We start from the raw sequence: 21,246 nt of genomic DNA on the forward strand, positions 1-21,246 counted from the left end.
ACGTCCAGCCCCTGAGACAGGTGTCAACAGGGATGACGCTCATGTCGCCGCCTGTCATCATGTGCCGGTGCATACGTCAGAGAGCAGTCAGGGCAGCCGTGGCAAGGGCGTCGGACTCGGTCTCGCGCTCGCCTCGGCGCTGGCCTTCGGCGGGTCGGGAGTGGCCGCCAAGCCGCTGATCGAGGCGGGACTCGACCCGCTCCACGTGGTCTGGCTGCGCGTGGCCGGCGCCGCCGTCGTCATGCTGCCCGTCGCCGTACGGCACCGCGCGCTGCTGCGCCGCCGGCCCGCACTGCTCGCCGGGTTCGGACTGCTCGCCGTCGCCGGCGTCCAGGCCTGCTACTTCGCCGCGCTCTCCCGCATCCCGGTGGGCGTGGCGCTGCTCGTCGAGTACCTGGCTCCCGCGCTGGTGCTCGGCTGGGTCCGGTTCGTGCAGCGGCGGCCCGTGACGCGCGCCGCCGCGCTCGGCGTGGTCCTCGCGGCCGGCGGCCTCGCCTGCGTGGTGGAGGTCTGGTCGGGGCTGAGCTTCGACGCCCTGGGCCTGCTGCTCGCGCTCGGGGCCGCCTGCTGCCAGGTGGGCTACTTCGTCCTGGCCGACCACGGCGGCGACGCGGGCGAGGAGGCACCGGACCCGCTCGGCGTCATCGCCTACGGCCTGCTCGTCGGCGCCCTCGTGCTGACGGTCCTCGCCCGGCCCTGGAGCATGCGCTGGTCGGTGCTGACCGGTACCGCCGACATGAACGGCACCGCCGTACCGGCCCTCGCGCTGCTGGGCTGGATCGTGCTGATCGCCACCGTCGTCGCGTACGTCACCGGCGTGCTGTCGGTGCGCCGGCTGTCGCCGCAGGTCGCCGGGGTCGTGGCCTGCCTGGAGGCGGTCATCGCGACCGTGCTGGCCTGGGTGCTGCTCGGCGAGCACCTGTCGGCGCCTCAGATCCTCGGTGGCGCGGTCGTCCTGGCCGGTGCGTTCATCGCCCAGTCCTCGACCCCCGTGAAGGGCTCCGCCGAGCCGGTGGCCGCGGGCGGCGCCGAACGCGAGTTGTCGTCGCGGGGCACGACTGCATAGAGTGCCGGTCATGCCGTCGAACGCACTCGTCCTTCCGCCTCCGGCCGCCTGAGGCGGGCCTCCGAAACATCAGCCCCACGCTTGTGCGCCGGGCTTGACGGTGCTGCCCGCAGACGAAGTCCGCGCGTCCCGCTGAAGCGGGCGCCCCCGAACTTCCGCACCCCTGGGTGCGTTTCTGCGGAAGAGTTTCCCTTGACGACGTCGAACGCCGCTTCTGGCCTGCCCGTCGGGCGTGGCCTGCTCTATCTGATCATCACCGGTGCCGCCTGGGGCACCGCCGGAGCCGCCGCCTCCCTGGTCTACCGGACCAGTGACATGGGCGCCTTCGGACTGTCCTTCTGGCGCTGCGCGCTGGGTCTGGTCCTGCTGCTCGCCGGACGCGGACTGCGTCCCCGGACCCGCCCGGCCGGCACCGAGCCCCTGGTCCGCAGGGCCGGGAAGGTCCTCGCCACCGGCCTCGGCCTGGCGGTGTTCCAGACCGCCTACTTCGCCGCCGTGGAGTCGACCGGCCTGGCCGTGGCCACCGTCGTCACCCTCGGCGCGGGCCCCGTCCTCATCGCACTCGGCGCCCGGCTGCTGCTCGGCGAACGGCTCGGCGCCGGCGGGGTGTCGGCCGTCGCCGGGGCGCTCGCCGGGCTCGCCGTGCTGACCTTCGGCGGTTCGGCCGCGACGGTACGGCCGGCGGGAGTGCTCCTGGCGCTCGTCTCGGCCGCGGGCTACGGCGCCATGACCCTGCTGACCCGCTGGTGGGGGAGGGCCGGCGGCACCGACGCCTCCGGCACCACCGTGGGCGCCTTCGCGGTGACCGGCCTGTGCCTGCTGCCGTTCGCGCTGCACGAAGGCCTGCTGCCGCACACCGCCCACCCCGCGCGGCTGCTGTGGCTCGTGCTCTACATCGCCGCCGTGCCCACGGCCCTCGCGTACGCCCTGTACTTCGCCGGGGCGGCCGTCGTACGGTCCGCCACCGTGTCCGTGATCATGCTGCTGGAGCCGGTGACCGCGGCCGTGCTGGCGGTCGTCCTGCTCGGCGAGCGGCTCACGGCGAGCACCGCGGCCGGCACCCTGCTCCTGCTCGGCGCGGTCGCGGGCCTCGCGGTGAGCGAGGCCCGCGGGGGCGGCGGCCGGGAGTCGGCCCCGGTGTCAGCCCTGTCCGGGGCTCACAAGGCCTTCAGGTAGTCCGGGAGCTCGATGCCCGGTGCCAGGTCGGTGCTGGGCAGCGGCGTGCCGTAGCCCTTTTGGAGCGGGACGACGCCGGCCCAGTGCGGCAGGTCGAGGTCCTCGGGCTCGTCGCTCGTGCCGCCGGTGCGGAGCTTGGCCGAGACCTCGTCCAGGTCCAGCCGGATCACCGCGGTGGCGGCCAGCTCCTTCTTGTTCGCGGGCCGGGAGTCGGCGGCGCGGCCCGGCACGACGTGGTCCACCAGCGCGTCCAGGGCCAGCCGCCGCTCCTCGGGATCGGTGACCTGGCGCGCGACGCCGTGCACCACCACGGAGCGGTAGTTGATGGAGTGGTGGAAGGCGGAGCGGGCCAGCACCAGCCCGTCCACGTGGGTGACGGTCAGGCACACCGGCAGGCCCGGGTCGGTCTCGCCGCTCATCCGCAGCGGGCGGGAACCGGTGGATCCGTGCACGTACAGCCGCTCGCCGACCCGGCCGTACAGGGTCGGCAGCACCACCGGGGCGCCGTCGCGGACGAAGCCGAGGTGGCAGACGTACCCCTCGTCGAGTATCGCGTGCACCAGTTCCCTGTCGTACGACGCGCGGTTCGCGGAGCGCGTGGGCACGGTGCGGTCGGTCGGGGTGTAGGCGGCGGCCTGGGTTTCCTCGGTCGTCCCCGGCATGAGGGTTCCTCCATGGTCAAGCGACGGCGGTCCGGCGATCTCGCGATCCCTTTTGCACTAGTGCATAATGCTATTTGTGCTAGGAGAGTATCCCATCGAAGGGGGCGGCGCGGCCGAGATCGCGGCCAGCGTCGAGCGCGCGGTCGGCGCCGGAGAGCTGCGGCCGGGTCAACCCCTGCCTCCCATGCGGGAGTTGGCGACCCGGCTGGGTGTGAACCCGAACACCGTGGCGGCCGCCTACCGAACCCTGCGCGAGCGCGGGGTGATCGAGACGGCCGGCCGCCGGGGCAGCCGGGTCCGGCCCAAGCCGGCCACCACCGGCCGCAAGGAACTGCGCGTGGAGGTCCCCGCCGGGGGCCGCGATCTGTCGGCAGGCAATCCCGACCCGGCCCTGCTGCCCCGCCTGGCCCCGGCCCTCGCCGCGGCGGCGGAGGAGGGCGACCGGCGGCCCGTCCTCTACGGGGACGACCCGGTCGACCCGGAGCTCGTCCGCATGGCCCGCGCCGAACTCGACGCCGACGGCGTCCCGGCGGGCCCGCTGACCGTGACGTCCGGCTCCCTCGACGCCATCGAGCGCGTCCTCGCGGCGCACCTCAGACCGGGTGACGCGGTCGCCGTCGAGGATCCCGGCTGGGGCAGCGTCCTCGACCTGGTCCCGGCGCTGGGCCTGCGCACGCTCCCGGTCGGCATGGACGACGACGGACCGCGCCCCGAAGACCTGCGCCGGGCCCTGGAGTCCGGGGCGCGCGCGCTGATCGTCACCGACCGCGCGCAGAACCCGACCGGCGCCTCGGTGACCGCCACGCGCGCGCGTGCCCTGCGCGCCGTCCTGCGCGACCACCCGCGCACCCTGCTGATCGAGGACGACCACGGGCACGGCATCGTCGACCTCCCGCTGCACCCCCTCGCGGGCGTCACCCACCACTGGGCCGTCGTCCGCTCCGCCTCCAAGACCTACGGCCCCGACCTGCGCGTGGCCGTCGTCGCCGGCGACCCGGTCACCGTCGACCGGGTACGCGGCCGCCAGCGCCTGGGCCCCGGCTGGGTGAGCCTGCTGCTGCAGCGGGCGGTGGTCCGGCTGTGGACGGAGGGCGCGGTGGACCGGGTGGCGGTGGCGAAGGCGTACGGCGCGCGCAGGGACGCGCTGGTGGACGCGCTCGCGGAACGCGGGGTCGTCGCCCACGGCCGCAGCGGCATGAACGTGTGGGTGCCGGTCCCCGACGAGACCGGCGCCGTGGCCCGGCTGCTGCAGGCGGGCTGGGGGGTGGCGCCGGGAGCACGCTTCCGCCTGAACAGCGGGCCGGCGATCCGCATCACGATCTCGACGCTCACCGGGCGGGACATCGACTCCGTGGCCGACGCGGTGGCGGCAGCGGTACGACCGTCACCGGCTCGCGCCTACGGCTGAGGGTGCGCTCCGAAGGGGCGCGGGCTGTGTTGAATAGCGGCTCCGCCGCGTGGGCGCGACAGGCCACAACGGACAGTCGGTCGCGCACGCACCCGAGTCCCTCCCCGTCAGACGCTCCTCCGCCGCACCTGGGTGAGCGCGGCACCGGCGAGAACGATCACCGCGCCCACCGGTGTGGTCCACCGCAACGACTCCCCGAGAATGGCCACACCCGCACCCGTGGCGATGACCGGAATGAAGTACGTGACCATCTGCGCGGTGGTGGGCCCGACTTCGGCGACCAGCCCGTACTGGATCAGCACCGCCAGTCCCGTGCCCAAGGCCCCCAGCGCGGCGATCGCGAGCAGCGGAACGAGCGAGAAATGCGCGGGGAAGCTGGTGAACAAAGACGTCACAGCGGCCAGTTGAAGCGCCGCGAGCAGCAGCTGCGCGCCCGTCATCGACAGGTGGGAGTTCCCCGTCCCGGCCAGCGTCCGCCGGACGTAGATCCAGCCGACCGGGTAGCTCAGCGAGGCCAGCAGCGCCATCGCCGTACCCGTGGCGTCCAGCCCGTGGAAGCCCTGCCACACGCCCAGGACCGTCAGCACCCCGAGGAAGCCGAGGCCGAGGCCGGCCACGCGGACCCGGGTCGGCCGGTCCTCCGAGAGGGCGACCAGGGACAGGGCCATGCCCCACAGGGGCGAGGTGGCGTTGCAGATGCCGGCCAGTGTGGACGGGATCGTCAGCTCGGAGTAGGCGAAGAGGGAGAACGGCAGGGCGTTCAGGAAGAACGCGGCGACCGCCATGCGGGCCCACAGCCGGGCGCCGCGCGGCAGCCTCTCCCGCTTGACCGCCATCGCCGCCGCCAGTACCGCCGTCCCGAACACCAGACGCCCGAGGGTGACCTGGAAAGGTGCGTAGCCCTCTGTGCCCACCTTGATCAGCAGGAAGCTGAAGCCCCAGATCAGGGACAGCGCGCCGAAGCGGAGCCGCCAGTCGAGGCGGGGGCGAGGTCGGGCAGGGGTGGGGGACTGGGTTCTGGTTGCGCTGACCGTGCTCATGACCTCAACGATGCTGCAGGCAACCTCGTAGCACAATCGACTTTTGCCACCGAGTACCTCTTAGAATGGCTTACATGTTGAACCTGGAGCGCCTGCGCACCCTGGACGCCCTCGCCCGGCACGGCTCGGTGAGCGCCGCCGCGGACGCGCTGCACGTCACCACGTCCGCCGTCTCCCAGCAGCTGGGCAAGCTGGAGCGCGAGATCGGCCAGCGGCTGCTCGCCAAGAACGGCCGCGGGGTGCGGCTCACGGACGCCGGCCGGCTGCTGTCGGAGCACGCGGCGCGCATCCTGTCCCAGGTCGAACTCGCCGAGTCGGACCTGGAGGCGCATCGCGGGCAGGTCGTCGGCGAACTCAGGCTGTCCGCGTTCCCGACCGCCGCGCGCGGGCTCTTCCCGGTCGCGCTCGGCGCGCTGCGGGCCGAGCACCCCGGGCTGCGGGTGCGGTCCAGCGAGCTCGAGCCGGAGCAGGGCATCGCCGGCGTCGTCCGCGGCGATCTCGATCTCGCGGTGGTCCTGGACTGGTACAACAAGCCGATGCCCGTGCCCGACGGTCTGGTCAAGGCACCCCTGCTGGACGACCCGGCCGACGTCGCCATGCCGGCCGGGCACCGGCTCGCCGGCCGGGACGAGGTGGACCTCACCGAGTTCGCCGAGGACGAGTGGATCACCTGGGGCAGGGGCGAGTTCTGCCACGAGTGGCTGATGTTCACTCTGCGGTCCAAGGGCGTCGAGCCGATCGTCGGCCACCGCGCGGGCGAGACCCACACCCAGCTCGGCCTGGTGGCCGCCGGACTGGGCGTGTGCATCGCGCCGCTGCTGGGCCGGCACCCGGTCCCGGACGGCGTGGTCCTCGTGCCGCTCAAGCAGCGGGTGCGCCGGCACGTGTACGTGGTCTGGCGAGCGGACGCCGACCGCCGCCCCTCGATCCGGGCGGCGGTGGAGGCCCTGCGCGCGGCCGCGCAGAAGGTCGGCTGAGCCCTACTGCGACCCCAGCTTGCGGAAGTCCCAGGAGACGATCTTCTCCGGGGTCAGCCGCGCCCAGGCGTGGCGGCCGTCGTGCGGCATCTCGTCCAGGCCGAAGTTCTTCCGTGTGAACAGCGTCTCCGGCGTGTCGAGTTCGGCGCACAGCTCCCCGGTGCGCGGCGCCTCGCCCACGAACTCCACCCGGCCGGACAGCTCGACGCCGCGCAACTGGTCGTACTCCTCGCCCGAGTCGACCACGACGGCCACCCGCGGATCGCGCCGCAACTGTGTCCAGCGCCTGCTGCGCACCACCGAGTACAGCCACAGCGAGGTGCCGTCCCAGGCGAACCACAACGCGCTGACATGCGGAGTGCCGTCCGCCGAGACGGTCGCGACCCGGCAGGTGCGCTGACTGGTGAGGAACTCGTCCAGCTCGCCCGGCGTCATCATGATCTTCCGGCCCCGGCGCTGCTGAGTGACGGTCATGCGGCCCCCTCTTCTCCCACGTCGTGCCAGAGAACTATCGTGTACTGCTGATCCTCTGACATCACGTCAGAAAAGAGAACGGGTCGGCTGCGGTACGGCCCGGTTCCGAACGGGTCGTCTTCCAAGGGGGCGCGTGCCATGCCGTCGTACGCACAGCTCAGCGAACTCCTCGACCCGGTGAGCACCGTCCTGCTCACCGTGGAGTGCCAGCAGGGGGTCGTCGGCCCGGACAGCGCCCTGCCCGAACTCGCCCGCGAGGCCCGCTCCTCCGGTGCGCTGACCAATGTGGCCCGGCTGGTCGCCGCCGCCCACGAGACGGGTGTGCAGGTCGTCCACGCGATCGCCGAGCGCCGCCCGGACGGCCGGGGAGCGAGCCGCAACGCCCGGCTGTTCCGGGCCGCGGAACGGCTGCCCGTGCAGCAGTTGTCGGGCACCACCGCGGCCCGTGTCGCGCCGCCCATCGAGGTGACCGAGGAGGACTTCGTCGTACGGCGGCTGCACGGCCTGTCCCCGATCCACGGCACCGGCGTCGACGCCCTGCTGCGCAACCTCGGCTGCCGCACGCTGGTCGTCACCGGTGTCTCCGCCAACGTGGCGATACCCAACGCGGTGTTCGACGCGGTCAACCTGGGCCACACCGCCGTCGTCCCGGCCGACGCCATCGCGGGGGTGCCCGCCGACTACACCCCAGCGATGATCCGGCACACCCTCGCGCTGGTCGCCACGGTCTCGACGACCGACGAGGTGCTCGCATGCCTCGAACGTCCGCGCGGGCGCGCGTGAGACGGCTCAGGCCAGCTTGATCTCGTCGCCGGAGACTGTGATCTTCGCCGCGGGCAGCGGCTGGGTGGCGGGACCCTGCTTCACGCTGCCGTCCTCGGCGGAGAAGTGGCTGTTGTGGCACGGGCACACGATCACGCCGTTCGCCACGCTGCCCACGGCACACCCCTGGTGGGTGCACTTGGACGAGAACGCCTTGTACTGGCCCGCCGCCGGCTGTGTCACCACGACACCCTGGTCCTTGAAGACCTTGCCGCCGCCCTCGGGGATGTCGGAGGTCTTGGCGAGGGCGGTGCCGCCGGCGGAGCCGCCGCTGTTCTGCGAGGAGCCGGTGGAACCGGTGGAGCCGCTGGTCCCGGAGGAACCGGACCCGGTGTTCGCCGTGTCCGACGAGTTGTCGCCCGAACCGCAGGCGGTCAGCGCGGCGGCGAGCCCCGCCGCTCCGGCCGCCGCCACGACGGTACGGCGGGCGGGTCGGGCATGGGGCTGGGGCGATGCGCTGGTCATGTGGAGTTCCCTTCCGCGGAGCTTCTCGTGATCCGTCCAGGGGTACGGCGCCCGGCCGCCACCCGTTCAGACGGGCACCCAGATCCTTGCCGTCCGGGCATGAGACGGCGGTAGGCCACAGCTGTCGGCTTGCTGTCGGCCGCACCCCGCCGAGCCTGTCGGCCGCACCCCGCCGAGGCTGTCGGTTGTACCCCAGTAACCTGGGGCGATGCTCAAGGAAGTCACCGCGACCCGGTACGTCACGCCCCTGCGTGAGGGGGGCTCGCTGCCGGGGCTCGTCGAGGCGGACGACTTCGGGGCCTATGTCCTGAAGTTCACCGGCGCCGGACAGGGTCGCAAGACACTGGTCGCCGAGGTGGTGTGCGGCGAGCTCGCCCGCCGCCTCGGATTCCGGATGCCCGGGCTGGTCACCGTCCGGCTGGATCCGGTGCTCGGTCTCGGCGAACCCGAACAGCAGGTGCAGGACCTGCTCAGGTCCAGCGGCGGCACCAACCTCGGCATGGACTTCCTCTCCGGCGCCCTCGGCTACGACCCGCTCGCCTTCCCGGTGAGCCCCGAGGAGGCCGGCCGGATCGTCTGGTTCGACGCGCTGATCAACAACGTGGACCGGTCCTGGCGCAATCCGAATCTCCTGGTGCACCGCGGCGAGCTGTGGCTCATCGACCACGGCGCGACCATGATCTGGCACCACAACTGGCCCGGCGCCGAGGCCTCGGCGGCCCGCCCCTACGACGCCTCCGACCACGCCCTCGCCCGCTTCGCCCCGGACGTCGCCGCCGCCGCGGCCGAGCTGGCACCCCGGGTCACCGCGGATCTGCTCGCCGAGGTCACCGCCGAGATCCCCGACGCCTGGCTCACCGACGAGCCCGGCTTCGACACCCCGGACGACCTGCGCCGGGCCTACGCCGGGCCGCTGCTCGCGCGGGCCGAGGCCGTCCACGAACGCATCACCGGCATCCAGGGGGCCAAGTGAGCGAGACCCACATCCACATGGCCGGCCACGTCACCGAGCGGCACATCACCCGAGCGGGCCAGGGCGGTCACCGGGACGTGTTCGAGTACGCGCTGCTGCGGGTCGTACCGCGCGTGGAGCGCGGCGAGTGCATCAACGCGGGCGTCGTCGTCTACAGCCGCGCGCAGGCCTACGTCGGTGCCCGCACCCACCTGGACGAGGCCCGGCTGCTCGCCCTGGACCCGGAGGCGGACGTGGCCGGGATCCGGGCGGTGCTCGGCGCGGTCGAGCGGCACTGCGCGGGTGGTGCGGAGGCCGGGCAGGCGGCCGGGGACGACGCCGGCCGCCGCTTCCGCTGGCTGATCGCGCCCCGCTCCACGGTCGTCCAGCCCGGTCCCGTGCACACCGGCCTGACCACCGACCCGGCGGCCGAGACGGAGCGGTTGCTGGACCTCTTGGTGAGGTAATGGATCACACGCACCCGGTGTGCCGTTGACACCGGGTGCCAGGGCTTCTAGCGTCACGTGTGCTGAAGGTACTAAGCGGTCGCTCACCGCACGGGAGGGGCTCACTTCCAAGGGCCCCGACAGGTTCTCTCAAGGGCGAGGAGAAACAGCAATGTCCACCACTGAACAGCGGGTCGCGGTAGTCACCGGGGCGGCGCGCGGCATCGGCGCCGCCACCGCCGTACGGCTGGCCGCCGAGGGTCGTGCGGTCGCCGTGATCGACCTGGACGAGGCCGCCTGCAAGGACACCGTCGAGAAGATCACCGCCGCCGGCGGCAAGGCGATCGCGGTCGGCGCAGACGTGTCCGACGAGGCGCAGGTCGAGGCGGCCGTCGCCCGGATCGTCGAGGAACTGGGCGCCCCCACGATCCTGGTCAACAACGCGGGCGTACTGCGCGACAACCTGCTGTTCAAGATGAGCGTCTCCGACTGGGACACCGTCATGAACGTCCACCTGCGCGGCTCCTTCCTGATGACCAAGGCCGTGCAGAAGCACATGGTCGACGCGGGCTTCGGCCGGATCGTCAACCTCTCCTCCTCCTCGGCGCTCGGCAACCGCGGCCAGGTCAACTACTCCGCAGCCAAGGCGGGCCTGCAGGGCTTCACCAAGACCCTCGCCATCGAGCTGGGCAAGTTCGGCATCACCGCCAACGCCGTCGCCCCCGGATTCATCGCCACCGAGATGACCAAGGTGACCGCCGACCGCATGAAGATGGACTTCGAGGACTTCAAGAAGGCCGCCGCAGGCACGATCCCGGTGCAGCGCGTCGGCGAGCCCGAGGACATCGCCAACGCCATCGCCTTCTTCACCGGCGAGGCGGCCGGCTTCGTCTCCGGCCAGGTGCTGTACGTCGCCGGCGGACCGCTCAACTAAGGGATACAGGTACATGACTTCCGCTGAACTCCCCGAGCTCTCGGGCAAGGTCGCCCTCGTCACGGGCGCCAGCCGCGGCATCGGCTACGGCGTCGCCGAGGCACTCGTCGCCCGCGGCGACCGCGTGTGCATCACCGGCCGCAACGAGGACGCACTGAAGGAGGCCGTCGAGAAGCTCGGCTCGGACCGGGTCATCGGCGTCGCCGGCAAGGCGCACGACCTGGCCCACCAGACCGAGGCCGTCGAGCGCACCATGGAGGCCTTCGGCCGCCTGGACTTCCTGGTCAACAACGCCGGCACCAACCCGGTCTTCGGACCGATCGCCGACCTCGACCTGGAGGTGGCCCGCAAGGTCTTCGAGACCAACGTGATCTCCGCGCTCGGCTTCGCCCAGAAGACCTGGCACGCCTGGCAGAAGGACAACGGCGGCGCGATCGTCAACATCGCCTCGATCGCGGGCCTCGCGCCCTCGCCGTTCATCGGCGCCTACGGCGTCAGCAAGGCCGCGATGATCAACCTGACCCAGCAGCTGGCGCACGAGTTCGCGCCGAAGGTGCGGGTCAACGCGATCGCCCCCGCCGTGATCAAGACCAAGTTCGCCCAGGCCCTGTACGAGGGCCGCGAGGCGGAGGCCGCCGCCTCCTACCCGCTGGGCCGGCTCGGCGTGCCGTCCGACATCGGCGGGGCCGCCGCCTTCCTCACCTCCGAGCAGTCCGACTGGGTCACCGGTCAGACGCTCGTCGTGGACGGCGGAATCTTCCTCAACGCCGGCGTGGGCTGAGCCACCTTCCGGGCGTCGATTTTCGGACGGATCGACGCCCGGAACCCCTCCTGGAATCCGCACAGCGGACTGACAACGTCGTCATCGCGAAGTCGATCAAGAAGCCCGGATTCAGGGGAGGTTCAGAGGACAGAGCGCTGCGGTATGGTCTGCCGACCCTTGGTATGGCAGATCGAGGAGCGTGCGCGTGTTCAACCGGAACCGATTCCTGCGGAGAGTCGCGGCGATCGCGTCCATGTCCCTGGTGACCGGCTGCGGCCTGCTGTCCGACGGCGGCGGCGACGGCAAGGGCCCCATCGTCGTCGGTACCACCAGCGCCCCCAGCACGCTGGACCCCGCCGGTGCCTGGGACGGATCCTGGGAGCTGTACCGGAACATCTTCCAGACGCTGGTCGCCTATCCCAGCGGTGCCACCGCGCCCCAGCCCGACGCCGCCGAGAGCTGCTCCTTCACCGACTCGGCCAGCCGCACCTACCGCTGCACGCTGCGCGCCGGCATGAAGTTCGCCGACGGCGACCCGCTGAACGCCCAGGCCGTCAAGTTCTCCATCGACCGCATCCGCACGATCGACGCCCCCGGCGGGCCCGCCGGTCTGCTCGGCAGCCTGGACCGGGTGCAGGTGACCGGCGACCGCGAGATCGTCTTCCAACTCAACCAGCCCGACGCGACCTTCCCGTTCGTGCTGGCCACGCCCGCAATGTCGATCGTCGACCCGAAGGACTACCCCGCGCGCTCCCTGCGCAAGGACGACGACGTCGACGGCTCCGGACCGTACAAGGTCCAGTCCTACGACGAGGGCAAGCAGGCCGTCCTCGTCACAAACGGCAACTACCAGGGCTTCGCCAAGCGGCAGAACGACGCGGTGACCATCCGCTACTTCCAGGACTCGGCCGGGATGGTCAAGGCGCTGCGGGACAAGCAGATCGACGTCACCTACCGTGGCCTGGCCGCCGACGACATCCTCGCCCTCCAGCAGCACGCGGACAGCAACCTGCAGCTGGTCGACGGCTCCGGCATCGACATCAGCTACCTGGTGTTCAACCCCAAGGACTCCTGGGCCAAGCAGCCCGCCGTACGCAAGGCCGTCGCCCAGATCGTCGACCGGGGCGCCATCGCCCACAAGGTCTACAAGGACACGGTCGACCCGCTGTACTCGATGGTCCCCAAGGGCCTGACCGGACACACCACCGGCTTCTTCGACGACTACGGCGACCCGAGCGTGCCCAAGGCCCGCAAGATCCTCTCCGACGCGGGCATCCACCAGAGCGTCCCGCTCACCCTCTGGTACACCACCGACCGCTACGGCTCCGAGACCGGGCTGATGTTCCAGGAGCTGAAGCGGCAGCTGGAGGCCTCCGGGCTGTTCACGGTCACGCTCAAGAGCCGCCCCTGGAAGACCTATGTGGTCGGCTACCAGAAGGGCGAGTACCCGGTGTTCGGCCGCGGCTGGTTCCCGGATTTCCCCGACGCGGACAACTTCATCGCCCCGTTCGTCGGCGAGCACAACGCGCTCGGTACGCCCTACCCGTCCAAGGAGATCACCGACAAGCTGCTGCCCCACTCGCGCGCGGAGAGCGACCGCGCTCAGACGGTCAAGGACATGGAGGACGCCCAGCAGGTCTTCGTGAACGACGCGCGGCTGATCCCGCTGTGGCAGGGCCGGCAGTTCATCGCCGCCAGCGAGGACGTCTCCGGCGGCGAACAGGCCCTCGACCCGTCGACGATCATGATGATGTGGGCGCTGCACCGCAAGACCAGCTGGTGAACCGGGCGAAACTCCCTTCACATGCCGGTTGTCAGTGGTCACCTGTAGGTTCTGAACCCTGCAAGTGACCGCACGCCGGTAGTTGATCGACACTGTGAGGACGTTGACGTGACCGACATCGCCATGCTGCCCGAGTCCTGGCGCGGGGTTCTGGGCGACGAGCTGCAGCAGCCCTATTTCAAGGAGCTGACCGAGTTCGTCGAGGAGGAGCGGGCGAAGGGTCCGGTCTACCCGCCGCGCGAGGAGGTCTTCGCCGCGCTGGAGGCGACGCCGTACGAGCAGGTCAAGGTCCTCGTCCTGGGCCAGGACCCGTACCACGGCGAGGGCCAGGGCCACGGCCTGTGCTTCTCGGTCCGCCCCGGCGTGAAGACCCCGCCCTCCCTGCGGAACATCTACAAGGAGATGCAGGAGGAGCTGGGCCTGCCGATCCCGGACAACGGCTATCTGATGCCGTGGGCCCAGCAGGGCGTGCTGCTGCTCAACGCGGTCCTCACGGTCCGGGCCGGCGAGGCCAACTCGCACAAGGGCAAGGGCTGGGAGAAGTTCACCGACGCGGTGATCCGCGCGGTGGCCTCCCGCCCCGACCCGGCGGTCTTCGTCCTCTGGGGCAACTACGCGCAGAAGAAGCTGCCGCTGATCGACGAGAAGCGGCACGTGGTGGTCAAGGGCGCGCACCCCTCGCCGCTGTCCGCGAAGAAGTTCTTCGGCTCGCGCCCGTTCACCCGGATCAACGAGGCGATCGCCGCGCAGGGGCATGAGCCGATCGACTGGCACATCCCGAATCTGGGCTGAGGGCAGGGGGCGCCTCGAACCCGGCGGGGGTGCAACTCCCGCGGGGCGCGGGGCTGCATCACTGTGTGGCTCCGCCGCGTGGGCGCGACCAGCCCTCCACCGGCCCGCAGCCGACCGCCGGCCCACGGCACAACGGCGCCGCCTGACGAGAAATCCTGGCGGCGCCGTTTAGCGTCAGCACCACACAGCGGTCGACAGCCCGGAGGGCACGCGTGGCGGAGCAACAGGAGCAGGCGGCACCGGATGCCCTGCTGACGCGGATCGGTCAGGTTGTCATGCTGCACCACGGCGGCGACCGCGAGGAGGCGCGCAGCCGCTTCCTGAACCTGTGGGCGGAGGTCGGCCAGGACGGCGACCCGCTGCACCGGTGCACCCTGGCCCACTATCTGGCCGACACCCAGGAGGACCCCCAGGACGAACTCGCCTGGGATCTCAGGGCGTTGTCGGCGGCGGAGGAGCGGGGCGCCCCGCTGAGCGTGCGGGGCCTCTACCCCTCGCTGCATCTCAATCTCGCCGCCGACTATGTGAAGCTGGGCCGGACCGAGGCGGCCCGCAGCCATTTGCACCGGGCGCGCGAAGCCGCCGGCGCTCTGGCGGACGACGGGTACGGCGACGGGGTGTGGGCTGCCATCGGGCGGCTGGAGCTGCGGCTGGGTGAGGGCGCCTAAGAGTCTGCAGGGGCGAGGCGTTCCTGCGGCTGCGGCTCCGTTGTGGCTTGTCGCGCCCGCGGCGGAGCCGCAGCCGAACACGGCCCCCGCGCCCCTTCGGGGCACGTTTCAGTGGCCGTAGGTCTGCTCGCAGATCTTCGCCTCCGGGCTGTCTGCTCGCCAGCCGCCGTACTGCCTGCCCAGGGCGCACACGTTCGGGGCCTTTGGGGCCGCGTTCGGCAGGTCCGGGGCGGCGGGGTGCGACTGCCGGGGGCGCATACGAGGACGTGACGGCAAGGGCGGGGCCGCCGGGGGATGGTGGACGACCGGGGGTGCCTCCACCATCCGATGCGGCGTGGTCGGCGTGGCGGGCCGCGGATGGCGGGACGGCTCCGTCCTCTCCAGTGCCTCCTGGGCCGGCGCCTGCACCGCCCGCGGCTCCGCGGTGCCGTCCGGCCGGGGCGCCGTCGGCAGTGAGGGCGCCGTGTCCCGGGGCGGCGCGGGCGTCGCGGGGCGCGGTACCGTCACACAGCCTGAGAGGGCCGAGACGGCCACGGTGACCAGGAGCGCTGCGGTGGTCGTCGTTCGATGCACCCGCGCAACTCTGCTGGTTCGGCGCCCCGGTTGGTAGCAGGGAGCCGAGGTCGGTCCCCCCGCACGGGTGATCTCGTGCCCCGTACGGAGGGGTTCCGGGGACCGGGGCTGACGTTCAGTCGCCGGTGGCGCCGTCGATCCGCTCGCGGATCAGGTCGGCGTGGCCGTTGTGCCGGGCGTACTCCTCGATCATGTGGGTGTAGATCCAGCGCAGGCTGAACGGCTCGTCGCTGAACCTGCTCCTGCCCTTGGACAGACCGTCGAGCTCGAAGCCTGCCGCGTTGCGCCGCGCGATCTCGATCTCCGCCTGCCAGGTCGCGTACGCCTCCTGCCAGGTGTCGGCCTCGGTGAGATGGAACTCTCCGTCCCGGTCCTCCTCCGTGCAGTGGATCGGGCCGGGCTCGTCGCCCACGAGCACCTTGCGGAACCAGCCCCGTTCCACCTCCGCCATGTGCCGCACCAGGCCCATGAGGGACAGCTCGGAAGGTGGCACGGACGCGGTCCGCAGCTGCTCGTCGGTCAGTCCCTCGCACTTCCAGGCCAGCGTCCGGCGGTGGTAGTCCAGCCAGCCCTCCAGCATGGCGCGTTCACCGGCGTTCAGGGCGGGTTCTCGGCGTTCGGTCGTCATGCCCGTGATCCTCGCCGAAGATCACGCCTTCCACCAGGGGTTTTCACCGGCCCAGCAACCCCGCGAGCAGTTCCCGCAGGCCCGTGCGGATCTCCTGACCCCGGCCCGGTGTACGCGGGGTTCACCACGTGGCAGGTGCTCATCCCGGTGCCCGGTGCCCGGTGCCCGGTGCCCGGTGCCCGGTGCCCGGCGCGCGGTTCGCCTCGCACGAGACCTGGGGCCGGGGCCGCGTCTGGGGCACCCAACCGGTCAAGGACGGCTGCGTCCACGCCTACGCGGCGGCCATGACCCCCGCCGGAGGGCGGGCGCCCGACGACGAGAAGGCCGAACTCCTGCGCCCGTTCGGCGACTGGCACGACCCCATCCCCGCCGTGCTCGCCGCCGTCCGTCCCGAGGACGTGTTCCGGCACGACGTCCACCCATCGTCACACCCCGGCCCTCCCCACTCTCGGCTTCGCTCGAGCGGGGGGACCCCATCCACTCGGGCCGGGTGGCCCTGCTCGGCGACGCCGCCCACGCCATGCCGCCGACCCTCGGCCGGGGCGGCAACCAGGCCACCGAGGACGCCGTCGTGCTCGCGCACCACCGCGCCGACCTGGCCGCCTACTTCGCCGCCCGGCTGCCGCGCACCACCGCGATCGCCCGCCAGGCCGTCGAGGCCGCCCGCGTGAACATGGCTGCCAACCCCGTCGCCGTCGCCGTACGCGACACCGTGATCGCGGCCCTGTCCCAGGCCGGACCCGCGCTCCTCCTGTGCGGCTTCGACGACATCGCCGGCCGGCGGCCCCCGTATGCTGCCGGAGAGGCAATCGAGCGGCAGGGGAGAGCACGTGAAGGTCGGCTGCATCGGACTCGGGGACATCGCGCAGAAGGCGTACCTGCCGGTGCTGGCCATGCAACCGGGCGTCGACCTGCACCTCCAGACCAGGACGCCCGCCACCCTCGACCGGGTCGCGGACAGCCTGCACCTGCCGGCCGGCTGCCGGCACACCACGCTGGACTCCCTGCTCGCCGCCGGTCTGGACGCGGCCTTCGTACATGCGCCGACCGCCGTCCACCCCGAGATCGTCAGCCGGCTGCTCGATGCGGGCGTGGCGACGTACGTGGACAAGCCGCTCGCCTACGAACTCGCCGACTCCGAGCGGCTGGTGGGCCTCGCCGAGGAGCGCGGGGTCTCCCTCTTCGTGGGCTTCAACCGCCGGTACGCGCCCGGGTACGCGCAGTGCCTGGAGCACCCACGCGAGCTGATCCTCATGCAGAAGAACCGGATCGGGCTGCCCGAGGAACCGCGCTCGATGATCCTGGACGACTTCATCCACGTCGTCGACACCCTGCGGTTCCTGGTGCCGGGCCCGGTCGACGACGTCACCGTCCGCGCCCGCGTCGAGTACGGGCTGCTGCATCACGTGGTGCTCCAGCTCGCCGGGGACGGCTTCACCGCGCTCGGCGTGATGAACCGGCTCAGCGGCTCCAGCGAGGAGATCCTGGAGGTCTCCGGGCAGGACACCAAGCGTCAGGTGCTCAACCTCGCCGAGGTCATCGACCACAAGGGTCAGCCGACCGTGCGCCGCCGCGGCGACTGGGTGCCGGTGGCCCGGCAGCGCGGCATCGAGCAGGCGGTGCTCGCGTTCCTCGACGCCGTGCGCGCGGGGAAGGTGCTCAGCGCCCGGGACGCGCTGGCGACCCATGAGCTGTGCGAGCGGGTGGTACGAGCGGTTCGGGACCGTTCCGCCGCAGCCTGAGCGTCCGCAGGCTCTCGGTGACGCACAGCGCCGCCAGCACCAGCAGCGCGCCGTGCACCGGCCAGTCGCCGTAGCGGACGTACGGCGTGATGCCGTGCGCGAGCGGTACGTCGTACACGCGGGCGGCGCTCGCGTCGGTGCCGAGCCACGGACCGAGCCGCTGCCCGCCCGGACCGTACACGGCCGAGACGCCGGTGAGGGTGGCGTGCACCATCGGGCGGCCGGTCTCGGCGGCCCTGATCGCGGCCAGCGAAGCATGCTGCTCCGGCGCCCAGCTGCCCTGGAAGGTGGAAGTGGCGGACTGTCCGAGCAGGACATCGGCGCCGTCCTCCGCCAGATGCCGGCTCATGTCGGGGAACGCGGTCTCGAAGCAGATCAGCGGGCCGATCCGCAGCCCGTGCCCGACGTTCATCACGACCTGCTCGGTGCCGCGCCCGCGATCCTCGCCGGCCGCCTTGCCGACCGAGGTGGCCCAGCCGAGCAGCGAGCGGGCCGGTATGTACTCGCCGAAGGGCACGAGCCGCATCTTGTCGTACCGCTCGCCGGTCGGGCCGTCCGGGCCGACCAGCACCGAACTCTTGTAGATCCCGGGCCGGTCGGCGCGGCGGGCGTCCACGTTCACCAGCACGTCCGCCCCGGTCCCGCGGGACAGCGCGGCGATCCGCCGGGCCAGGTCGGGCCGGTCACTCAGGTCGTACCCGACACTGGACTCGCCCCACACGACCAGGTCGACGTCCTGCCCGACGAGCCGCCGGGTCAGCTGCTCCTCGCGGTCGAACCGCTTTTCGGCACTGTCGTGCCCGTCCACGATCCCGGGCTGTACGACGGCGATCCGCACCCGCCCGTCGACCTCCGGGTGCGGTGCCCAGGCCCACACGGCCGAGGTCGCGGCGGCCGTGGCGACCAGCGAAGCCAAGGCCGGGACGCGGGCCTCGCGCGCGGATATCAGCAGGGTCACCGCCACGTTGACGGCCACCACCAGAAAGCTCAGCAGCCACACGCCGCCGACCGAGGCCAGCCGCAGCGCCGGCGACACCTGCCACTGGCTGGCGCCCAGCATGCCCCACGGGCCGCCCAGTCCCTGCCAGGAGCGCAGCAGCTCCACCATCAGCCAGGCGGACGGCAGTACCAGTACCGCGGCGGTGCCCCGGCCCGGCGTCGGCTGCTCGCGCAGGAACCGGCGCACCAGCCAGCCCCAGGGCGCCCACAGGAGGCCCAGCAGGGCGGCTATCAGGAAGATGAACACGTGCAGGCTCGGCAGCAGCCAGTGGTGCACGGCCACCAGGAATCCGAAGCCGCCGCTCCAGCCGTCGTACGCCGCGCGGCGCCCGCTCGGGGCCGAGCGGGCCAGCAGGATCCAGGGGACCAGAGCGACGTACGCGAACCACCACAGCGCCGGCGCGGGGAAGGCGAGCACGGGCAGCGCACCCGCGAGGGCCGCGGCACAGGAGCGGCGCCAGGGGGAGGTGAGCCAGCGGTTGATCGTCCTCATGGGGCCCTCCTACCCTGCGCCAACTCCAGTGTGCGCGTCCGAGGGGATCTAGGACAGGGGGCGTGGGGCCGTTCAGATCTTCATCCGCGCTCGCGGGTTCCGGAGTGGTGCGAGGCCGTCGAAGACGATGGCCAGCATCCGTTCCCGCACCTCCTCCTCGAGGCGGGCGTGCGCGGCGGCTCGGGATGTGCCAACGAGCATGGCGTACACCTCGGGCAGTTCGACGTCGTCCCGGACGGCGCCGGCGCGTTGGGCACGCTGAAGCAGAGCGCCGACGGCTCGACGCAGTCCGTCCGATGCCCGAGCGGCGTCGCCGCCGTTCTCGCCACCGGCCTCGAGCAGGGCCTCGGATACGGCGATCTTGCCGGCCGCGTCGGCGACGAGGTGGCTGAAGAAGTCGAAGAACGCCGCTCCCGGGTCCATGGCGTGGAACAGCGTTTCTGCCTGCGCGCGCAAGCGGTCGAACCGCTGCACGAGTACGGCCTCGAGCAGCGCCGCCTTGGTGGGGAAGTGACGGAAGATTGTGGCGATGCCGACGCCCGCCAGGCGGGCCACCTCCTCGGTGGACGCCGACCGGCCACCCTTGCCGAAGACCTCCTCGGCGACGTGGAGGATCCGTTCGCGGTTGGTTCGCGCGTCAGCGCGTTGCGGCCGTCTGCCGCCCGTCTCTCGGTTGTCCGGGGTGCTCATCGCGCTTTCACTCGTATACCGCTATCCGAAGTCGCGACTCCGTATGGTCGACAGACCCATGTCGTGCATCCGTTCGACCCGCTTCGTGCCGCCGCCCTCGGCACCCGTGACGTGCTGCGAGTGCGCGACGGTGAGACCGTCAGCTCCCGCGACCATCCCGACCATGTCACCGCCGCCCGGGTCCGCGGGCGACTCGACACACTTGTCGCAGCCGTGCGGGCCGGCGGAGCCGCCTCGGCCTAGAGCGGGTGCCGATCCGGATCTTCATTGGACGGGGTTGGGGTCACCCCGGCTGAAAGACGGCGCCATTTCTCCTCCACGGTCACCTGGTGCAGGCGCCAGCCCTCCCGGGTGCGCAGGAGCGCGAAGTCGTACCGGCCACCGCACACCAGGTCCGGCGCCGTAGGGCTGCCATTGGTCGCGAAGCGCATCGGGTTGAGGTAGTCGGCCCGCACGGAGGCGGTGTCGCCGGTGTCGTGCTCCAGGAAGCCGAACCGCACCTGGCGGTTGACGATCAGATGCTGCCGCATGGCGAACAGAGCCAGGTTCTCGGCGAGCCATCCGGCGATCTGACCCGCGTCGCCCTCGATGCCGCCGGCAGAACGGTAGTCGGCGCGTCCGTTCGCCGTGAACAGCATTCGGTACGCGGTCCAGTCGCCGTCGTCGACCGCCACCGCGTACGCGGTGATCAACTCGTCCACGGCCAGCCGGTCCATCACGGTCGCGAGCTCAGCGCGCTGCGTCATCGGCACAGTGTTGGGCATGCCGGACGCTGAGCCAAGAGGCGCGCCGGGACAATCGGTGGCGCGGCCGAATTCGGTGGTACGTGGCGGGCCGGAGACCCGAATCCGTCGCCGTGAACGATCAATCCACCGGGCCCGAACGGAAGTTCCGCATCCGGGCCGGGTAAGGCACGAGAGGTCTACGAGAGAAGTATCAACCCAGTTGGGTGAACCTGCCGAAGTATGGATCATGGCTGTGTGACGAAGTGGACGAAGAGCGAACCTCCGGCCGAGCAGCCGAGCCCTGAGCCGGAGTTTTCCGCGTACCAGCAGGCGATGCGGGAAAGGCTGCTCGCGGCCCCGGTGGTACCGGCGCCCGAGCCCTGGCGGCGCATCGCGTACGCCCCGGTCGGCGGGCTTCTCGGAATCGGCTTCGCCGCGCACCCCGGCACCGGCCAGGACTTGGTGATGGTCGTCTCGAGCGACGGTCACGGTCTCTTCGACGCCGTCACGGGGGAGAAGATCGCCCGGGATCGTGACCCCGACCCCGAGGACAGCGGCCCCGACGCGGATCCCGCTCTGTCGTGTCCTGGACTGGGACCAGTCGCCGGAAGCAGGGTGCGCATCGCCGGGCTCTTCGGAGGAGGACTGCACACCACCACCGAAGACGGCTGGAAGCTGGAGGTCGTTGCCCCGGCCTGGCCCAACGAGCGTGTCCTGCTCTCCCGCGGCAGCGGACTGCCGCACTCCGGTCCGTACGGGGAGCGCTGGTGGCACATCTTCCACTCCGACTACTCCGAACTCCGCGCCGCTGGATTCTCCCCCTCCGGCCAGATCCTTGCCGTAGCGACGAGCAGCGATCTGTCCCTGTGGACTCGCAGCGCCGGCCACGGCGGCACAGGTGGCGACTGACCGGTCGGGTGCCTGGAGACATGCGCGGGTGGCCGCTGCACGGCGGCACTCGGTCAGTC

At 71.8% G+C, this 21,246-nt stretch carries 24 protein-coding genes and 1 pseudogene; 16 read left to right on the forward strand and 9 right to left on the reverse strand.

What is annotated here, in order from left to right; all coding sequences use genetic code 11:
- The first annotated feature begins 61 nt into the window (after positions 1-61).
- Entirely contained in the window at positions 62-1,066 is a 1,005-nt protein-coding gene (locus tag ACWGJ5_RS26050) for an EamA family transporter (RefSeq protein ID WP_453312087.1), read from the forward strand.
- Positions 1,067-1,258: 192 nt separating this feature from the next.
- Positions 1,259-2,242, forward strand: a complete 984-nt coding sequence (locus tag ACWGJ5_RS26055; RefSeq protein ID WP_453312088.1) for a DMT family transporter — start codon at positions 1,259-1,261, stop codon at positions 2,240-2,242.
- Here the strand turns inward: ACWGJ5_RS26055 and ACWGJ5_RS26060 are convergent.
- Positions 2,224-2,904, reverse strand: a complete 681-nt coding sequence (locus ACWGJ5_RS26060) for a pyridoxamine 5'-phosphate oxidase family protein (RefSeq protein WP_453312089.1) — start codon at positions 2,902-2,904, stop codon at positions 2,224-2,226. The genes ACWGJ5_RS26055 and ACWGJ5_RS26060 overlap by 19 nt on opposite strands.
- A gap of 76 nt (positions 2,905-2,980) precedes the next feature.
- Between ACWGJ5_RS26060 and ACWGJ5_RS26065 the strand changes: the two genes are divergently transcribed.
- Positions 2,981-4,312, forward strand: a complete 1,332-nt coding sequence (locus ACWGJ5_RS26065) for an aminotransferase class I/II-fold pyridoxal phosphate-dependent enzyme (protein WP_453312090.1) — start codon at positions 2,981-2,983, stop codon at positions 4,310-4,312.
- Positions 4,313-4,419: 107 nt separating this feature from the next.
- Here the strand turns inward: ACWGJ5_RS26065 and ACWGJ5_RS26070 are convergent, their stop codons facing one another.
- On the reverse strand, positions 4,420-5,352 hold the full coding sequence (locus ACWGJ5_RS26070) for a DMT family transporter (RefSeq protein ID WP_453312091.1): 933 nt from the start codon (positions 5,350-5,352) through the stop codon (positions 4,420-4,422).
- Between the two features lie 74 nt (positions 5,353-5,426).
- Between ACWGJ5_RS26070 and ACWGJ5_RS26075 the strand changes: the two genes are divergently transcribed.
- Positions 5,427-6,329, forward strand: a complete 903-nt coding sequence (locus ACWGJ5_RS26075) for a LysR family transcriptional regulator (protein ID WP_453312092.1) — start codon at positions 5,427-5,429, stop codon at positions 6,327-6,329.
- A 3-nt stretch (positions 6,330-6,332) separates the two neighbouring features.
- Here the strand turns inward: ACWGJ5_RS26075 and ACWGJ5_RS26080 are convergent, their stop codons facing one another.
- Complete coding sequence (locus ACWGJ5_RS26080) at positions 6,333-6,803, reverse strand: pyridoxamine 5'-phosphate oxidase family protein (RefSeq protein WP_453312093.1); 471 nt, start codon at positions 6,801-6,803, stop codon at positions 6,333-6,335.
- A 138-nt stretch (positions 6,804-6,941) separates the two neighbouring features.
- Here ACWGJ5_RS26080 and ACWGJ5_RS26085 point away from each other — a divergent pair, with 138 nt between their 5' ends.
- Entirely contained in the window at positions 6,942-7,586 is a 645-nt protein-coding gene (locus tag ACWGJ5_RS26085; RefSeq protein ID WP_453312094.1) for a cysteine hydrolase, read from the forward strand.
- 6 nt (positions 7,587-7,592) lie between these two features.
- Here the strand turns inward: ACWGJ5_RS26085 and ACWGJ5_RS26090 are convergent, their stop codons facing one another.
- A complete protein-coding gene (locus tag ACWGJ5_RS26090) occupies positions 7,593-8,090 on the reverse strand; it encodes a Rieske (2Fe-2S) protein (protein ID WP_453312095.1) in 498 nt (165 codons plus the stop codon).
- 208 nt (positions 8,091-8,298) lie between these two features.
- Here ACWGJ5_RS26090 and ACWGJ5_RS26095 point away from each other — a divergent pair, with 208 nt between their 5' ends.
- The 7 genes from ACWGJ5_RS26095 (at position 8,299) to ACWGJ5_RS26125 (ending at position 14,428) form a co-directional block, all read left to right on the forward strand.
- On the forward strand, positions 8,299-9,063 hold the full coding sequence (locus ACWGJ5_RS26095; RefSeq protein WP_453312096.1) for a HipA family kinase: 765 nt from the start codon (positions 8,299-8,301) through the stop codon (positions 9,061-9,063).
- A complete protein-coding gene (locus ACWGJ5_RS26100) occupies positions 9,060-9,509 on the forward strand; it encodes a DUF3037 domain-containing protein (RefSeq protein ID WP_453312097.1) in 450 nt (149 codons plus the stop codon). The genes ACWGJ5_RS26095 and ACWGJ5_RS26100 overlap by 4 nt, the downstream gene beginning before the upstream one ends.
- Positions 9,510-9,660: 151 nt before the next feature.
- Complete coding sequence (gene fabG / locus ACWGJ5_RS26105) at positions 9,661-10,422, forward strand: 3-oxoacyl-ACP reductase FabG (RefSeq protein WP_453312098.1); 762 nt, start codon at positions 9,661-9,663, stop codon at positions 10,420-10,422.
- A gap of 13 nt (positions 10,423-10,435) precedes the next feature.
- On the forward strand, positions 10,436-11,203 hold the full coding sequence (locus tag ACWGJ5_RS26110) for an SDR family oxidoreductase (protein WP_453312099.1): 768 nt from the start codon (positions 10,436-10,438) through the stop codon (positions 11,201-11,203).
- A 187-nt stretch (positions 11,204-11,390) separates the two neighbouring features.
- Positions 11,391-12,968, forward strand: a complete 1,578-nt coding sequence (locus tag ACWGJ5_RS26115) for an ABC transporter substrate-binding protein (protein WP_453312100.1) — start codon at positions 11,391-11,393, stop codon at positions 12,966-12,968.
- A 108-nt stretch (positions 12,969-13,076) separates the two neighbouring features.
- Positions 13,077-13,760: a uracil-DNA glycosylase gene (locus ACWGJ5_RS26120; RefSeq protein WP_453312101.1), complete on the forward strand. Its 684-nt coding sequence runs from the start codon at positions 13,077-13,079 to the stop codon at positions 13,758-13,760.
- Positions 13,761-13,972: 212 nt separating this feature from the next.
- Complete coding sequence (locus ACWGJ5_RS26125; RefSeq protein ID WP_453312102.1) at positions 13,973-14,428, forward strand: hypothetical protein; 456 nt, start codon at positions 13,973-13,975, stop codon at positions 14,426-14,428.
- Between the two features lie 108 nt (positions 14,429-14,536).
- Here the strand turns inward: ACWGJ5_RS26125 and ACWGJ5_RS26130 are convergent, their stop codons facing one another.
- Both ACWGJ5_RS26130 and ACWGJ5_RS26135 read right to left on the reverse strand, forming a co-directional pair.
- Complete coding sequence (locus ACWGJ5_RS26130; protein WP_453312103.1) at positions 14,537-15,001, reverse strand: hypothetical protein; 465 nt, start codon at positions 14,999-15,001, stop codon at positions 14,537-14,539.
- A 115-nt stretch (positions 15,002-15,116) separates the two neighbouring features.
- Positions 15,117-15,629 carry a DinB family protein gene (locus ACWGJ5_RS26135; RefSeq protein WP_453312104.1) on the reverse strand — a complete coding sequence of 171 codons (513 nt, stop codon included), beginning with the start codon at positions 15,627-15,629 and terminating at the stop codon, positions 15,117-15,119.
- Positions 15,630-15,728: 99 nt separating this feature from the next.
- Here ACWGJ5_RS26135 and ACWGJ5_RS26140 point away from each other — a divergent pair.
- Together ACWGJ5_RS26140 and ACWGJ5_RS26145 are read left to right on the forward strand one after the other, a co-directional pair.
- Positions 15,729-16,431, forward strand: a pseudogene (locus tag ACWGJ5_RS26140) (FAD-dependent monooxygenase); the annotation flags it as partial.
- Positions 16,432-16,459: 28 nt separating this feature from the next.
- Complete coding sequence (locus ACWGJ5_RS26145; protein ID WP_453312105.1) at positions 16,460-17,371, forward strand: Gfo/Idh/MocA family protein; 912 nt, start codon at positions 16,460-16,462, stop codon at positions 17,369-17,371.
- Here ACWGJ5_RS26145 and lnt read toward each other — a convergent pair.
- Together lnt and ACWGJ5_RS26155 are read right to left on the reverse strand one after the other, a co-directional pair.
- On the reverse strand, positions 17,289-18,863 hold the full coding sequence (gene lnt / locus ACWGJ5_RS26150) for an apolipoprotein N-acyltransferase (protein ID WP_453312106.1): 1,575 nt from the start codon (positions 18,861-18,863) through the stop codon (positions 17,289-17,291). The genes ACWGJ5_RS26145 and lnt overlap by 83 nt on opposite strands.
- Before the next feature lie 72 nt (positions 18,864-18,935).
- Positions 18,936-19,553 (reverse strand): TetR/AcrR family transcriptional regulator, encoded by a 618-nt coding sequence (locus ACWGJ5_RS26155; RefSeq protein WP_453312107.1) that lies wholly within the window; start codon positions 19,551-19,553, stop codon positions 18,936-18,938.
- Between the two features lie 63 nt (positions 19,554-19,616).
- On the opposite strand from ACWGJ5_RS26155, the gene ACWGJ5_RS26160 reads away from it, so the two are divergent.
- Positions 19,617-19,796 (forward strand): hypothetical protein, encoded by a 180-nt coding sequence (locus ACWGJ5_RS26160; protein ID WP_453312108.1) that lies wholly within the window; start codon positions 19,617-19,619, stop codon positions 19,794-19,796.
- Here the strand turns inward: ACWGJ5_RS26160 and ACWGJ5_RS26165 are convergent.
- Entirely contained in the window at positions 19,793-20,299 is a 507-nt protein-coding gene (locus tag ACWGJ5_RS26165; RefSeq protein ID WP_453312109.1) for a nuclear transport factor 2 family protein, read from the reverse strand. The genes ACWGJ5_RS26160 and ACWGJ5_RS26165 overlap by 4 nt on opposite strands.
- Positions 20,300-20,533: 234 nt before the next feature.
- Here ACWGJ5_RS26165 and ACWGJ5_RS26170 point away from each other — a divergent pair, with 234 nt between their 5' ends.
- Positions 20,534-21,187 carry a hypothetical protein gene (locus ACWGJ5_RS26170; RefSeq protein WP_453312110.1) on the forward strand — a complete coding sequence of 218 codons (654 nt, stop codon included), beginning with the start codon at positions 20,534-20,536 and terminating at the stop codon, positions 21,185-21,187.
- Positions 21,188-21,246: the final 59 nt, after the last annotated feature.

The organism is Streptomyces sp. NPDC054783 (assembly GCF_053611725.1).

Excerpts from the sequence above, each read along its gene's own strand:
- ACWGJ5_RS26080 (WP_453312093.1), bottom strand. The coding sequence starts at position 6,803 with ATGACCGTCACTCAGCAGCGCCGGGGCCGGAAGATCATGATGACGCCG.
- ACWGJ5_RS26135 (WP_453312104.1), bottom strand. The coding sequence starts at position 15,629 with ATGACGACCGAACGCCGAGAACCCGCCCTGAACGCCGGTGAACGCGCC.
- fabG (WP_453312098.1), top strand. The coding sequence starts at position 9,661 with ATGTCCACCACTGAACAGCGGGTCGCGGTAGTCACCGGGGCGGCGCGC.
- ACWGJ5_RS26165 (WP_453312109.1), bottom strand. The coding sequence starts at position 20,299 with ATGACGCAGCGCGCTGAGCTCGCGACCGTGATGGACCGGCTGGCCGTG.
- ACWGJ5_RS26090 (WP_453312095.1), bottom strand. The coding sequence starts at position 8,090 with ATGACCAGCGCATCGCCCCAGCCCCATGCCCGACCCGCCCGCCGTACC.
- ACWGJ5_RS26060 (WP_453312089.1), bottom strand. The coding sequence starts at position 2,904 with ATGCCGGGGACGACCGAGGAAACCCAGGCCGCCGCCTACACCCCGACC.
- lnt (WP_453312106.1), bottom strand. The coding sequence starts at position 18,863 with ATGAGGACGATCAACCGCTGGCTCACCTCCCCCTGGCGCCGCTCCTGT.
- ACWGJ5_RS26110 (WP_453312099.1), top strand. The coding sequence starts at position 10,436 with ATGACTTCCGCTGAACTCCCCGAGCTCTCGGGCAAGGTCGCCCTCGTC.
- ACWGJ5_RS26085 (WP_453312094.1), top strand. The coding sequence starts at position 6,942 with ATGCCGTCGTACGCACAGCTCAGCGAACTCCTCGACCCGGTGAGCACC.
- ACWGJ5_RS26070 (WP_453312091.1), bottom strand. The coding sequence starts at position 5,352 with ATGAGCACGGTCAGCGCAACCAGAACCCAGTCCCCCACCCCTGCCCGA.
- ACWGJ5_RS26155 (WP_453312107.1), bottom strand. The coding sequence starts at position 19,553 with ATGAGCACCCCGGACAACCGAGAGACGGGCGGCAGACGGCCGCAACGC.
- ACWGJ5_RS26095 (WP_453312096.1), top strand. The coding sequence starts at position 8,299 with ATGCTCAAGGAAGTCACCGCGACCCGGTACGTCACGCCCCTGCGTGAG.
- ACWGJ5_RS26075 (WP_453312092.1), top strand. The coding sequence starts at position 5,427 with ATGTTGAACCTGGAGCGCCTGCGCACCCTGGACGCCCTCGCCCGGCAC.